Source organism: Syntrophomonas wolfei subsp. wolfei str. Goettingen G311, from assembly GCF_000014725.1.
In the GTDB taxonomy this organism is placed as follows: Bacteria; Bacillota; Syntrophomonadia; order Syntrophomonadales; family Syntrophomonadaceae; genus Syntrophomonas; species Syntrophomonas wolfei.
Genome location: NC_008346.1, coordinates 1,846,272 through 1,860,787 on the forward strand (window position 1 = coordinate 1,846,272; position 14,516 = coordinate 1,860,787).

Sequence of the window (14,516 nt, forward strand, 5' to 3'; positions counted from 1 at the left end):
GCTCAGATAAGACGTGAATAGGAGCAGGGACTGGAATTTCCAAGTTGTCTTTATTCGCTTCTTGGTCTATGCTAATATATGGGTATAATTTGACGAAATATAGCTTATGGGGTCGAAGTTTGGAATCGCACCCGGGAGTTTGCATGCATAACAAAAAGGGCATAAGTATTATATTAATAATGTTGATTATATCGACTTTATTGGCAGGTTGTTCCCAGGAACTTTCGCCTAAACATCCCAGAGCCGTTGAAGGAATGCTCGACTTAAGCGAATGGCGGTTTGACCAGGATCTTATAGGATTAGATGGGCAATGGGAATTTTACTGGAATCAACTATTGGAACCATCAGATTTAAAAGTAACAGAAATAAGTAGGACTGGGTATATTGAAATCCCCGGTTCGTGGAACCATTATCAACTTAACGACATGGAATTACCCGGAGCGGGTTATGCTACCTATAGATTAATCATTAAAACCGGGGAAAAAGAGCGATTAGCTTTAAAAATACCTAGGATTTTTACTGCTTACAAACTTTGGGTTAATGATGAACTAATTGCCTCCTCCGGTATAGTAGGTCAAAACAGAGAAAGCATGGCCCCTCAATACCTTCCCCAGTTAGCTTTTTTTGCGGCACAAAAGGGTGAAAATGAAATTATCCTGCAAGTATCTAATTTCTATCATCGAAGTGGCGGGATACTGGAGCGTTTAATACTAGGTAGTGAAGAATTGGTTCTTAACTTGCGGTATAAGAATATGGCTTACGAGCTAATTCTATTTGGCTGTATAATGATTATTGGAGCTTATCATATAGCTCTATTTTTCTTTAGAAGACAGAATCGTTCTACTTTATACTTTGGTTTGTTCTGTATATTTATTGGAATTAGAACCTTACTGGTAGGGGAAAGACTCTTTATTTACTTGTTTCCAGGTTTTAATTGGGAAGTAGCCCACAAAATGCAAACACTGACCTTCTATCTAGGGGTGCCATTGATAGTAATGTTCTTTAAATTCGTTTTTCCTAAAGACATTTCCGAGAAATTTGTCCGGTTCATCATCATTATTGGACTCGTTTTTGGAGGACTTGTTCTCCTTACTCCAGCAAGAATATTTACTACTTTTAATCCTATCTACCAAATTGTTGCTTTAATCGTAATCATCTATTTAACTTATATCTTCTTCAAAAAACTATTTAAAAAAGATAAAAATATCGGGTTGATTGTGGCCGGTGGTCTGGCATTATTCATTACCAGCTTGAATGATATTATTTTCTTAAGCATATGGCTAAATGATAATGGGTCTACACTTTTGCGATCTATTTTTAGAACCGGTAATCTATCATCTATTGGCCAAATGATATTTGTCTTTACTATTTCTATTGTATTAGCCAAGCAGTTTTCTGAAGCGATGGAAAAAGAAGAGGTAATGACCATGCAATTAAAGGAAATGAACCTTAATCTAGATCAAGTGGTCAAGCAACGAACTAAAGCTCTGGAGGAGTCGAAGGAAAAAATAGAACACCAGAAACTTGAATTAGAAAAAACAAATCAAGCCCTCCAACTACTCTCATTAAAAGACCCTTTAACCAACTTATGGAACAGGCGTAAATTCGATGAGATTATAGAGAACGAATGGAATCGTTGTTTTAGAAACAGAAAATCTATTTCAGTAATGATTTTAGATATTGATTTATTTAAAGGTTATAATGACCGTTATGGTCATTTGGCTGGGGACGAATGCCTAATACAGGTTGCAAAGGCAATTGCCAATTCCTTTAAGCGTGCCAGTGACCTGGTAGCTCGCTATGGGGGTGAAGAGTTTGTAGTAATCATGCCTGAGTGTAAAAAAGATGAAGCTATAAAAATGGCTTTATTATTATGCGAAAAAATTGAGGGGCTTAAAATACCTTATGGCGACTCTTCCTTAAGCAAGTATGTGACGGTTAGCATTGGGGTTACTTCCAAGATTCCGGATAGTAACTCTTCCCCTACAGATTTAATCTTACTAGCTGATAAAGCCCTGTACCAAGCAAAAAATGCCGGCAGAAACCAAATCAAATTTTTAGCCGAGTAAATGAGCCCGTACCGAGTTTGACAGGTATAAGCAAATTATATCCCTCGATAAAAGCACCTACAAACAAGCTAATAGGACTATAGAGTTATTTTTGCAAGACCACACTTACCTTTCTCTCAGTTATAAAAAGTAAAAGGCACTGATCGTTATTATAAGATATCAGCTAATGTATCGGTAAGAATCATTGTTGAAATTGAAGAATCTTTGGGTTCGGAACAGATAAATACATTTTACATCATTGGAAAACGCGAAGAAGTTTGTCCTCCTAATAATGGTAGTGAAATTAAGAGAACGGTTCCTTCCAACTGTCAAGGAACCGCCCCTTTTACCTGGTAAATCTTATTAAATGCTCAATAATTTTAGCGGTATTTTGAACTCGGGAATACCGGCGGCATAGGAGGCTATTTCATACTGGCCAAAATATATCACCAGGTTTTCATCCTCCAGATAGTAGCCCTGCTCCTTATTGATACCTTTAAAGCCCATGTCCCCTTTGAAATAGGCATCAGGATCCAGAGCAATCTGCCGCTTGATTTCCTGCTCTATTACTGCCTTGTAATCATAACCAGGCTTGAACATCGCCGCCAGGGGCAGCAATTCACCGCTCTTCAAGTCAATATTATAGGCCCGGCGCTCGGTTATGCCGTGGGCACCGCCGGTATACTGGTAATAATCCACATAAAGGCTTAACACCTTATCATTAAGGCTGCACTGCTGATAGCGGATAAACAACTGGTAAGGCCGGATGGGGTAACCCTCTGCTTTACACTCGGCAACATAAGCCTTGAGCCCTGTCTCCAAGGATTGTTTTAATTCCATAGCGTCCCCTTCAAAACGCTGGTTGATGGCGGATTGCAGCGCCGCTTCCAGTCCGCTTACCATCGGTATCTCCAGGTCAACATCCATATTATCGGATTTGTCCTTCAGCACCCGGCTGCTCACCTTTACTTTTCCCGCTTCGGCCTGGCCCGGAGCAATTACAACTTTCAGAGTAAAGGTCTTTATGGGTTCAACGCTCTCCCAGGAACGGGAATAAGTCATCTTAATCTCGGTAGTTCCAGCTTGCAGGGCTTTAAATATCCAGATATCCTTGCCCCCCTGCCCCATAATATTGCCTTCTCCCGCCTGCTGGTAGTGCCTGGCAGCCAGGGCTAAAATCTTTTCATCATAGGAAGCCGTCCAGGAATAGCCGGTAGTAGGATTGCTGTCCAGCATCAGTATAAAGCTGTAGCCTGGAGTCACGCTGTATTCCTGGCCGTCATAGCTCTCATCTACTGCCAGCAGTCGCAGCAAGCTATTTAGCACTGTGGCCAGCTCCGCCCGGGTAATCTGCTCCTGAGGTCGCCAGTTCTGGCCATCTCCTTTCATCAATGAGGTGTTGCTGGCGAAAACCAGGGCATTGCTGTCCTCTTGTGAAAGCCCCTCCATATCCTGGTAATAAGGCATCAGCATAATCATGGGAATATTCAAGCCTTTGGCTTTGACACAGCGATGTATCGCCCGGGCCACTTCTATCCGGGTTACCGCCTGTTCAGGATAGAATTTTTCCGTAGGATCAAATACCTGGTTTATGGCGCAGAATTTCACTGCCTCCGCATACCAGGCCCCATTATCCACATCCAAGTAATAATCGCTGGCCTGCGGCTGTTTTATAAAACTCTTTTCTCCATAGTCCAGTTCAAATGTGCGCTGTAACACAACCGCCAACTGCGCCCGGTTAACCAGGCCATCAGGAGAGAAAACCTGGCTTCCCTGCTCATTTTCTCCCATTCCACTCATCAACCCCAGATTACAAACTGCACTAACATTCTTCTGCGCCCAGTGCCCCAGCAAATCGGCAAAATCTCCCGGTGCCGGTTTGGCCAGAGCCGGCGCGGCACTCAAGGCCACTAAGCTCAAAACCATAGCATAACAAATAATCCTTTTCAGCAAAAATATCACGCCTCCCTCTCCCTAAAATCTTAATTTTTATTACGATAAAACACAAACTTTACTTTCACCTGGTAATTTATAACGAGATGGAATATGTCCCCCGCTAAGCGGTCGATTTTCCGCTTTCTCTTACAATGCTTCTCCAGCAAAAGTAGTTATTGTGATTTTTCACATTTTCCTGGGATAAGTATTCAGCTGAAAAGGATTATAGCTTACCGCATGGTCGAAGATAGTTATATTTCAGCAAAAATTTCTCCTAACAGTATCTTAAGCCCGGCAAAAGCGCTTGATTCTATGGTATCTTCCTCCCCCAGGCTTTTTAAGCTATCTATATCTCTCTCGGGGGAAAAGGAGTACTGTAAAATACTCTTGCTTTCCATATCTACTACCCAGTACTCCAAAACACCGCTTTTCATGTACAGATTTAGCTTCATAACCATATCCTTGCCTTTAGTTGATGGAGACAATACTTCAACAATAAGTGAGGGGATGCCCTCATATTTGTTAGCCTCGTTGATCTTATCCAGGTCGCAGATGACAACAACATCCGGCTGGACAACATTAGGATCTTCTTCAAATTTGGTGGCAAATCCGAAAAGCCTCACATCAAAAGGCGAGGTTAATGAGCGGCAGGACTTTCCTCTAAAATAGTTATAAAAATGACCCGATATTTCGTTAACCACAACCTGATGTTTAAAACTTGGTGTAGCCAGCAGGTAATTTTCTCCATCGATGAGTTCATACCTCTGATCAGATGAATCAACCAAATCCATGTATTCTTCATAGCTGATTCTCTTGGTTGTTTTATAGTTTTTTGATTCTTCGTGAACCAGAAAATAATCAGGTTCATTATAACGAAGCAATTTGGCCACGCTTCTCCCGTTTTTGGTAATAATAATATCTTCCTTCTCTAGCAGGGAAAGATATTTCCCGAAAGCGTTCTGCAAATCTGTACTATTGACACGCATAAGCTCACCCCAGCTTCTTAATTTAGCTATTATTTTAAGTATTTTAGCTATATTGTCAATTTATATTACCTATACGGGAAAGGATATGGGTAAGTAATAAGTCCGGGGACTGTACCCGAACTTGTTATTCCTTCACTCGGTAAATAATTGCATCTATGTCAATCAGCAGTCTGGGCAATAAGCGGGATCATTATTTAAAAGGGAGGCAAAGCGAGCATTAGGCGGCAAGCTCAGAGCTGCTGGAATAATAACAGGCGGTGGAGTCGGTGGGCCACGACGATAGCTCCGTATAAAAGCTTGGGTTGATTGATTCTCTTGCTTTATTCATGGCATTTACCTGTCATAAGCCAGGTTGGGCCTTTTTCGCAAACAAACAACATGAAAATATCTCTCTTCAAACACAATATAGGGCTTGTTTTCGATATGGTTTTTACATATTTTGCATGGTGTCTTAGCTATACGGTTTTTCTTTTCGGCCTGAAGCTGTTTCTCGAAAGCAGTCATGGTTTTCATGCACATCTCCCCTTTCTATGGCACCCGGAAGGTGACGCTTTCTTAGACCATAACATTTCTTTACATTAAAAAACCCGGTCGATTTATACATCTATCGTGACCCTGATTCCAACCCACGCAAATTCACAGTTGTTCCGGTTGTTTAAGCATTGGAAGAAACTACAGAGCAGTTTCAACACACCGCTGCAACGAGGGCGGGGGATTAGAACCCGCCGCCTGTTTTGTTAATAGGAACCCAGCCGCTTAGCGGGGGACATAATTCACCTCGTTATAACTAGCTTGATAAAAACAAACTGGAGGTTCCCCATAATTTCGGGGTCCTCCAGTTAGAAACTTAGATTATGCAGCACCGTATTCCGGCGGTGGCTATGCACCCGGGAGCTTGGAGGCCCCTGTCTGTTATCTTTATTATAACAGATAAGAAAAGAATACTCTAGATACCGGTATGCATGGTAATATTAAGGTATAAAAGCACTTATTTACTGTAGTCAGATAAACGCTGTTTTTGAGGAAATATTATTTATCAGGAATAGACAGACGACCATGTTTTTTTAAATCTCCTCTGCTTTTCCCGACCCTGGATTTGCGCTAAGATAATAATAATCCGGTGGCGGCACCGCTAAAGTAATATCTATGCAGAAAGGAATGATTATTCAGCATGTTAAACTTTGATATTCAATTTCCCACCCGTATCCATTTTGGGCGGGGTAAGATTGAGGAATTGGCCCGGGAGGTTTTGACTTATGGCAAAAAGGTGCTGTTGGTCTACGGTGGAGGCAGCATTAAGCGCAGCGGGCTTTATGAACAGCTGCTAAATATTTTTAAAGAGTCCGGAATCACTCCCATAGAACTGCCTGGGGTCCAGTCCAACCCACGAATAAGCAGTGTACGCCAGGGGGTGAAGCTCTGCCGGGAATATGAGGTAGAGCTGGTGTTGGCAGTTGGCGGGGGAAGCACGATTGACTGCGCTAAAATTATTGCTGCCGGTACCGGCTATGAGGGAGATGCCTGGGACTTCTTTACCCGCCGGGCCAGGATAACCCAGGCTTTACCGCTGGGATGCATACTGACTCTGGCTGCTACCGGCTCGGAAATGAACGGTAACGCGGTAATCAGCAATGAGGAAACGGAAGAGAAACTGGGCACCGGCAGTCCCTTATTGATTCCCCGTTTTTCCATCCTCGATCCGGAATACAGCTTCAGCGTTCCGCCTGAACAAACAGCGGCGGGAACAGTAGATATTATGAGCCATGTATTTGAACAATATTTCAGCCCTACTCCGGGAACCTTTATTCAGGACCGCCTGGCGGAAGCTATGCTCAAGACCTGTATCCACTATGGGCCGATAGCCCTGGCTAAACCGGACAACTATGAGGCCCGGGCCAATCTGATGTGGACCGGAAGCCTGGCCCTGAATGGATTGCTGGGAGCGGGCAAGCGCACTGATTGGGCTACCCACGATATAGAACACGAAATCAGTGCCATCTATGATGTAACCCATGGTCTGGGCCTGGCCATCCTCACTCCCTATTGGATGTACTATGTGCTGGATGAGAAGACTGCACCCCGGCTGGCAGATTATGCCCGCTATGTCTGGGGAATAGAAGGAAGTGAAGACCTGGCCGTGGCCCGGGTGGGCATAGAAAAGACGACGGAGTTTTTCCGCTCGCTGCATCTGGCCGGCAGTTTGAAAGAAATCGGGGTGGAAGCGGAGCGACTGGAGGAAATGGCCGCGAAAGCAACCGCCTGGGGAGCCCTGGGATCATTTAAGAAACTGGAATATTTGGATGTCCTGACGATTTTACAAAACGCCTACAAGGGAAATACTGCTTTTAGTGCATAAGCCAGGTTCTTTAATAAAAATATTACTTGCTCCAAAAATGCTTATGACTCTGCGGGCTGTGACTACAAGCACTATATTGATACAAGCCAAGGAATACTATTACTTCTTACTGTGGAATCTCGCTTTTAAAAAAATTTAGGGGGTTTATCCCCCTAAATTTCTGGAAAATACGAAGAATTTCTCTCCGTCCGAACATTCAGTCTTCGAGCTTTATGTAAAAGGCCATACTGCCAAAGAGATCGCCGACATTCTGTGCCTGAGCATAAATACCATAAAGACGCATAATAAACGCATCTATATGAAGTTGAATGTTTCTTCCCGGGAGGAATTGCTCCTTTATGTAAATATGCTAAAGGAAATAGGAATTGATGATTTTGATGGGTAAAAGATCCCCGGGTAGATGAATTATTAAAATCATTATTTTTGCTATTCCAGGTAATCGACATGTGAGCAGATTTCCTCAACAATGGCTTCCTTCTTAAGGTTGAAGGCCTTCTTATTCTCCTCAAAAAGGTTATTTCCTCTGGTATCGATGGAAACGATCAGGGGTCCGAATTTCTTCACGCGCATTACCCACATTGCTTCCGGCATACCTAAATCCAACCATTCCACAGCTTCAACCTCTTCTACGCAATTGGCCGCCAGAACAGCACAACCTCCGGGAAAGACCGCATGAATAACCTTATGTTCCTGGCAAGCAGCCACCGTATTCTGACCCATGCCACCTTTGCCCACAATCAGCTTCAAACCGGTTTGAGCGATAAATTCTTTTTCGTATTTCTCCATACGCATGCTGGTGGTCGGCCCAATGGAGATTACCCGATATTTCCCCGGCTGTCCTTCTATTTCTTGCATAATCGGCCCGGCGTGAAAAATAGCTTTGCCGGCCAGATCGATTGGTAGTTTCTTATGCTGTTTGATCAATCGTTGATGCACATCATCCCGGCTGCTAATCAGATATCCATTCAAATAAAAAATATCGCCAATCGACAGTGATTCCAACTCTTCATTCTGAATCGGTGTCGTTAATATCTTACTGCTCATAAAACTGCTCCTTTGTGCGAAATGCTTTCGTACTCCATATCAGCATAAAGTTTAATTACGGCTCTGCGATGGGCCCAGCAGCCTGTAGACAGGCCTACGGCTATAGTAGCCGGATGGCGGGCAGCTTCTTCAATATGTACGCCCATTACGGAATTTTCTCCGGTAAAACCACCCGGTCCAATTTGTATGGCATTCAGCCCGGCTTCGATTCTGGCTTCAAGCTCGGCACCGCGTGGATTGCTGTTTTGGGAACCTATAGGACGCAGCAGGGCTTTCTTGGACAATTTGGCTGCAACCTCCACCGAACCGGCGATACCAATACCGACCAGCAGAGGCGGGCAGGCATTTATTCCATAAGAAGTAATCTGGTCAAATACCAGCTTTACTATGCCTTCATATCCTTCCAGAGGCATCAGGACTCTGGCTATACCAGGAAGGCTGCAACCGCCCCCGGCCATATATACATATATTTTTGCTTCATCGCTATCAGGTATTATCTCCCAGTCAATCCAGGGAATCCTCTTACCGATATTATTGCCGGTGTTTTTCTCGTCAAAAACCTCCACCGCGTTATGGCGAAGTGGGCCAAGGAAGGTAGCCCTTTTCACTGCTTCACGCAGGCAATCCTCCATTTCGTCAAGCAGTGGAAACCCGGTTCCCACTTGCACAAAATACTGAATTACGCCGGTATCCTGGCAGAGGGGACGGCCCAGCTGCCCGGCCAGTTTCAGATCCTCGAACATAGCATCGTAAACAATCGTAGCCAGGCCGCTATCTTCCTTTTCTCGTAGTTCCTTTAATTTGGCTTTTACATCATCAGGTAGATATATACCGGTGTATACAGTAAACCTGGCCATAATATCGATAAATTTCTCGCGAAGCTGTTCTATATTTTTCTTACCGACTTCTTCCATACCCATTTTATCTTCCATATGCTTCACCCCAATTGTTATCTTAAGGTTTTACTATAGATTATTCAACAGTTAATGACAACTGCAATGCATTTGATTTATATAGCCATAGTAAAAAAAGGCAAGTGGTAAAGCCACTTGCCAAAAATATTTATTTTGCTATCATTAGCAATTAATTTACTTTTCCAGGTTTATTATCTACTTCTTTACCAGCCATCCAGCTACATAGGCCTCTCTGTTACCATATTTTACTTTCAGCCACTTTCCGCTACTACCCAATACTTGCAGCTCTGTTCCTTTGATTACACTACCTAAAACCTTGTAATTGGTTCCAGGACCAGTGCGAACATTCAAAGCATAGACATTAACTGTAGCTTTGTCAGTCGGGCTGACTGCAACCGGGGCAGGAGCCGGGGCCGGTGTTGGAGCAACAACTTTAGGAAGAGCATCAGGAGTAAACAATGCTTTACCGTATTTTTCCTTACCAAATGAAGCTATCATATTCTGTCCTTTAGTTCCGGTCATGAATTCAATAAAGGCATTGGCAGCATTCTTATGAACACCGGGATGCTTGGCCGGGTTCACAGCTATAACTCCATAAGGATTGAAAAGCAACTTGTCACCTTGAAGAATCTCGGTCAATTCGGTTTTTCCTTTCCAGCTTAACCAGGTGGCCTCATCTGCCAGAGTATAGGCCTTCATTTCGCCTGACATTAAAAGGGTATCGCCCATGCCTTTGCCGGCTTCAATGTACCAGGGCAGGGCCGGGGTAATTTCAGCTTTTTTCCATATGCCAAGTTCTTTGGTGTGAGTACCGGATTTATCCCCACGGGAGACAAACTTACTTTCACTGGCAGCAATCTTTTTGAATGCAGCTACTACATCGCTAGTTCCTTTTATTTTAGCCGGGTCGCTAGCTGGACCCACAATCAGGAATTCATTATGCATTACATCTTTACGGTTTATGCCAAAACCATCAGCTACAAATTTATCCTCAGCCGCCCGGGAGTGAACCAACAATACATCGGCATCTCCCTTTTGTCCCATTTCCATGGCTTGGCCGCTTCCCACCGCTATTACTTTTACTTTGGTATTGTAATCCTTTTCAAAAACCGGTAGTAAGTAATCGAGCAATCCAGAATCCTGGGTGCTGGTAGTGGTAGCCAGAGTCATTGTGCTTTCCACATTCTGAGCCGCCTCAACATTAAACGGCAGCAGGGTAAAAGCCATCATACAAATAGCTATTACAGCAACTACATTCCGAAATCTTTTCATAATACTAACTCTCCTTTCCTTAGAGCTTTCCAATAGCTCCCTCTCCTATATATTCTCCCTAATAAACCATGGTTCCATCTAGAAATTGACGGGTTCTAAGCTCGCGAGGATGGTCAAAGAACTCAGCTGTATAAGCTCGCTCGACTACCTCACCATTAATCAGCAAAATACTTTCATCCGCGATTCTTTTGGCTTGAAAAAGATTGTGTGTAACTATAATTACACTGGTATTATATTCCTGGTGATATTTACGGATTATCTCCTCAATATGCTGGACACTTCCTGGGTCAAGATTAGCTGTGGGTTCATCCAAGAGTAAAACCCGAGGCTGTAAGACTAGAGCCCGGGCCAGAGCTATCCTCTGAGTCTCTCCCCCGGAAAGGCGGGTAGCAGAATGCTTCGCAAAATTCCCCATACCCACAAAATCCAAGGCTTCATTAACCCTTCTTTCGCATTCGGACTTCGCTACTCGCCTGAGCTTTAAGCCATAAGCTACATTATTGAATACCGTACTGCGAAACATAAATGGTCTCTGAAACACCATGCACATTTGCCGCGATACCGACAGCCGGTCAGCCTGTGAAATTCCGATATCACCTCCCATAAACTTAATCCGACCGCTATCAGGTGCAAGCAGGAGATTTAAAATCCGCAATAATGTCGTTTTACCTGAACCGTTAGGGCCCAGGACAGCATAAATTTTACCTGTCTGCAATGCTAGTTCATTAATATTTAATACAGTTCTATCGCCAAAGCTCTTTTTTAAACCTGATACTTCGAATAAGTTCATTGCCATCACCTCTACTTCAAACTAAATTCTTCGGCATTTGATAGAACTATTGAACTTACCATGAAGGATAGTAATAATAGAATAATCCCCAGAGCTATCCCCATCTCAAAATTACCCTGCCTGGTTTCCATTACTATGGAGGTAGTAAGTACTCTGGTCATATGCCTAATGTTTCCTCCCACCAGCATTACTGCTCCTACCTCAGCAAAAGCTCTGCCAAAACCGGTCATAATTCCGGCAATAATTCCGGTACGCGCCTCCTTTATTATGGTCCACGTAGCCTGCGCCTTACTCGCTCCCAGGCTAATGGCATGCTCAAAGATCAATCCTTCCTTGGCAGCTATACCAGCAGATACCAGTCCGGTAATGATAGGTGTAACCAGAAGACACTGAGCTATAATCATTGCTGTAGGAGTAAAAAGCAATTCCATAAAACCCAGGGGTCCGCTGCGAGATAAGAGCAGATAAACCAGTAGGCCAGCCAGAACCGGCGGTAAGGCCATCAAAGTATAAACCAACCTCAATAATAGCCTCTTCCCTTTGAACTCAGACAGACCAATCCAAGCCCCCAGGGGAATACCTATCAGGGCACTAATTATAGTAGCTGATCCTGATACCTGCAGGGACATTTTAACTATTTCTAATATCTCCATCTTTTGTGCAAACAAACTGCTTACGGCTGCTTCCATAGCAATAAACCCTCCCATGGTTTCAAAATCATTCTTGCCCGAAAACCCTTTTGCTTCTCCTCATACGAGGCCACTTAATAAATCAATAAACAACCCTTTAAGCATCGGAAGAAACTGCGGAGCACTTTCAACACACCGCTGCAACGAGGGCGGGGGTTAGAACCCGCCACCTGTTTGTTAATAGGAACCCGGCAGAAGTGGGAGACTTAATTCACCTCGTTAAACACAAATAAAAACCAGGCCCATCCAGAAAGATAAGCCCGGCATTAGTCAACTTGCATACATTTTGCTCTCCTTTCCAAACGGGAGGCATGAGCGTTTCCCCTCCTACCTATCGGCTTTTCAGTCATAGCTTTTAAAAAACCTTAGACGGAAAAACTCGGCGAGCCATAATTATTTACTGCTTGTATGTTTATTCTACAATAATTCTAAAAATCCTCCATATCATAGAAATTTTAAGCATCGGAAGAACTGCGGGGCAGTTTCAAGGACACCGCTGCAACGAGACTAGAGTTTAGAACCCGCCTATCTTGTTAATAGAAACCCGGTTGCTTAAATAAGCGGGGGACATATTTTACCTCGTTATATAATTAAACCAGGAACCTTTATTTTACTCACTTCCATATTCCAGGTCTGCCCGGTAAGGCTGTTCAGAATGCTTGACCAACCGTTGGTATATGCCGGGAGGAAGGAATTGCAGTCCAAGCCTGACTATGTCCTCCAGGAGATATAGCAAATCGGGCTTACCATCCCAATAACTATACAAAACCTCGGAGCTCACGCTATCTGTTAATCGTTTGAAAACTAGAGCCAGCAATACCAAGTCATCCAATTGCCCTAAAAACGGAATCATATCAGGGAGAAAATCCCAGGGAGAGATTACATAGGCTGCTGTAGCCAATAACAAAGTCCTGTCAAGGATAGTAACTGACTTATCATTAACCAAGCGATAGAGAAGCTTTAAGAGATTTGGAATAAACAAGAGAAATTCTTTCACTGTAGTTTTTGTCAAATCCTTTAGACCATAATTGCTCATAAAAAAACCTCCTTTTCTCATTTTTCATCGTGGTTGAGGCCCTCACCCTATGGGTACTCCTGGTGTTCCACCCTGCGGGTGTCACTATTAAGGTTGCGGCCACGGGGGGTTCTACTGCAAAAACTCCTTTAAAAGACAATCTTCTTTCCTCTAACATTCACGCTTAATATCAAACCAACTGCAATAAGATTGGCCAGCATTGAGCTTCCCCCATAACTGAGGAACGGGAGAGGGATTCCCGTTATAGGCATTAAACCAATCGACATGCCGATACTTTCAAAAACATGAAACAACCACATAGCAGTGATGCCCAATACTAGCAAACTTCCGAATAACTCTTTTGAGTTCGAAGCAATAATAATGGCCCTTATTAGCAAAACACCATAGCAGATAATCACAAAAGCAGCACCTAAAAACCCTAGTTCCTCCCCTATCACCGCATAAATAAAATCGGTATGATGCTCGGGTAAAAAATTGAGTTGAACTTGAGTACCCTGGAACAGCCCTTTTCCGGTTAAACCGCCGGAACCTATGGCTACCAGTGATTGAATGGTATTCCACCCCATCCCTCTTCCTCCCTGGCCATCATTATATGGATCTAGAAAGATGGTAAGCCGTTTCAACTGGTAATCCTCCAAGGGCAGCCACATACCGAATTGGAAATGCAGATAAAGACAAAGAGCAATTAAAAATACAGCAACGGCAATAACCTGGATTAACACCTTGGAATTAGCCCCGGCAGCAAACATCATAACTAGGGTTATGGCAATGTAGACCAGGGCAGTTCCCAAATCGGGTTGGAAAATTATTAAAAGAAACGGTATACCCATAAATAAAAAACAGGGCAACATATCTGATAATGTGTCAAGTTCACCTTTGCGGCGATTTAGAAATTCAGCAAAGGCGAGAATTAGCAAAACCTTGGTAAATTCCGCGGGCTGTACCATAGGTAAAGAACCCAGTCCAATCCATCCGGTTGTCCCACGAATTTCTGTCCCCCATATAAGTACGGTAAGTAAAAGCAGAATCGAAATACCGTAAAGTATAGGACTGAATCTCCTAAACTGGGTATAGTCGTATCTTACTATTAGTATGGCCAGAGCAAGGCCAAGAAATATTATAAACACTTGCTTTTTTAGATAAAAAAAGGGATCACTGGAAATCCCAATACTAGCGCTTCTTAGAATCACCAGGCCAAAGATTAGCAAGCTAAACAAAGCGAATATAAAAGCCTTATCAATAAATCTTAATCTTTTTGCGTTCAATCACAGCTACCTCCCCAATTCATTATAAGGGGAGCAGAAAACTCTGTCTAGGAGGACGCTTATATGTAATTTTAGTAATTAACCCCCTTGACATGGGGACGGGGTTGTTGACAACTTCATCATAACTTCATTCTTCAGCGTCAAAAAGTTATTTTTCGTAATAACCCCCTCACCCTTCTAA

General features: G+C 43.3%; 13 protein-coding genes and 1 riboswitch. Of the genes, 3 read left to right on the forward strand and 10 right to left on the reverse strand.

Going from position 1 to position 14,516, the window contains the following annotated elements:
- Window positions 1-179 precede the first annotated feature (179 nt).
- On the forward strand, window positions 180-2,069 hold the full coding sequence (locus SWOL_RS08390; protein WP_242649315.1) for a diguanylate cyclase: 1,890 nt from the start codon (window positions 180-182) through the stop codon (window positions 2,067-2,069).
- A 342-nt stretch (window positions 2,070-2,411) separates the two neighbouring features.
- Here SWOL_RS08390 and SWOL_RS13620 read toward each other — a convergent pair whose 3' ends face one another.
- The 3 genes from SWOL_RS13620 to SWOL_RS08405 all read right to left on the reverse strand — a co-directional run bounded on the left by SWOL_RS13620 (window position 2,412) and on the right by SWOL_RS08405 (window position 5,482).
- A complete protein-coding gene (locus SWOL_RS13620) occupies window positions 2,412-4,001 on the reverse strand; it encodes a protease inhibitor I42 family protein (RefSeq protein WP_155814184.1) in 1,590 nt (529 codons plus the stop codon).
- 233 nt (window positions 4,002-4,234) lie between these two features.
- Complete coding sequence (locus SWOL_RS08400) at window positions 4,235-4,969, reverse strand: Uma2 family endonuclease (RefSeq protein ID WP_011641023.1); 735 nt, start codon at window positions 4,967-4,969, stop codon at window positions 4,235-4,237.
- A gap of 333 nt (window positions 4,970-5,302) precedes the next feature.
- Window positions 5,303-5,482, reverse strand: coding sequence for a hypothetical protein (locus SWOL_RS08405; RefSeq protein ID WP_041427486.1), 180 nt, complete (start codon window positions 5,480-5,482; stop codon window positions 5,303-5,305).
- A gap of 658 nt (window positions 5,483-6,140) precedes the next feature.
- Between SWOL_RS08405 and SWOL_RS08410 the strand changes: the two genes are divergently transcribed.
- Both SWOL_RS08410 and SWOL_RS15310 read left to right on the forward strand, forming a co-directional pair.
- On the forward strand, window positions 6,141-7,325 hold the full coding sequence (locus SWOL_RS08410) for an iron-containing alcohol dehydrogenase (protein WP_011641024.1): 1,185 nt from the start codon (window positions 6,141-6,143) through the stop codon (window positions 7,323-7,325).
- Between the two features lie 160 nt (window positions 7,326-7,485).
- A complete protein-coding gene (locus tag SWOL_RS15310) occupies window positions 7,486-7,710 on the forward strand; it encodes a response regulator transcription factor (protein ID WP_081424819.1) in 225 nt (74 codons plus the stop codon).
- 41 nt (window positions 7,711-7,751) lie between these two features.
- Here SWOL_RS15310 and ttdB read toward each other — a convergent pair whose 3' ends face one another.
- The 7 genes from ttdB to rodA all read right to left on the reverse strand — a co-directional run bounded on the left by ttdB (window position 7,752) and on the right by rodA (window position 14,335).
- Window positions 7,752-8,369: a L(+)-tartrate dehydratase subunit beta gene (gene ttdB, locus SWOL_RS08415; protein ID WP_011641025.1), complete on the reverse strand. Its 618-nt coding sequence runs from the start codon at window positions 8,367-8,369 to the stop codon at window positions 7,752-7,754.
- The gene (gene ttdA / locus SWOL_RS08420) at window positions 8,366-9,301 is read right to left on the reverse strand and encodes a L(+)-tartrate dehydratase subunit alpha (protein ID WP_011641026.1); all 936 of its coding nucleotides are present in this window, start codon (window positions 9,299-9,301) and stop codon (window positions 8,366-8,368) included. The genes ttdB and ttdA overlap by 4 nt, the downstream gene beginning before the upstream one ends.
- Window positions 9,302-9,478: 177 nt before the next feature.
- On the reverse strand, window positions 9,479-10,555 hold the full coding sequence (locus tag SWOL_RS08425) for a substrate-binding domain-containing protein (protein ID WP_011641027.1): 1,077 nt from the start codon (window positions 10,553-10,555) through the stop codon (window positions 9,479-9,481).
- A 58-nt stretch (window positions 10,556-10,613) separates the two neighbouring features.
- Window positions 10,614-11,345 carry an ABC transporter ATP-binding protein gene (locus SWOL_RS08430; RefSeq protein ID WP_011641028.1) on the reverse strand — a complete coding sequence of 244 codons (732 nt, stop codon included), beginning with the start codon at window positions 11,343-11,345 and terminating at the stop codon, window positions 10,614-10,616.
- An 11-nt stretch (window positions 11,346-11,356) separates the two neighbouring features.
- Window positions 11,357-12,034: an ABC transporter permease gene (locus tag SWOL_RS08435; protein WP_011641029.1), complete on the reverse strand. Its 678-nt coding sequence runs from the start codon at window positions 12,032-12,034 to the stop codon at window positions 11,357-11,359.
- Between the two features lie 275 nt (window positions 12,035-12,309).
- Window positions 12,310-12,431, reverse strand: a riboswitch (molybdenum cofactor riboswitch).
- A gap of 213 nt (window positions 12,432-12,644) precedes the next feature.
- Window positions 12,645-13,070 carry a YkvA family protein gene (locus SWOL_RS08440; protein WP_041427487.1) on the reverse strand — a complete coding sequence of 142 codons (426 nt, stop codon included), beginning with the start codon at window positions 13,068-13,070 and terminating at the stop codon, window positions 12,645-12,647.
- Window positions 13,071-13,198: 128 nt separating this feature from the next.
- Window positions 13,199-14,335 (reverse strand): rod shape-determining protein RodA, encoded by a 1,137-nt coding sequence (gene rodA / locus SWOL_RS08445; protein WP_011641031.1) that lies wholly within the window; start codon window positions 14,333-14,335, stop codon window positions 13,199-13,201.
- Window positions 14,336-14,516 lie beyond the last annotated feature (181 nt).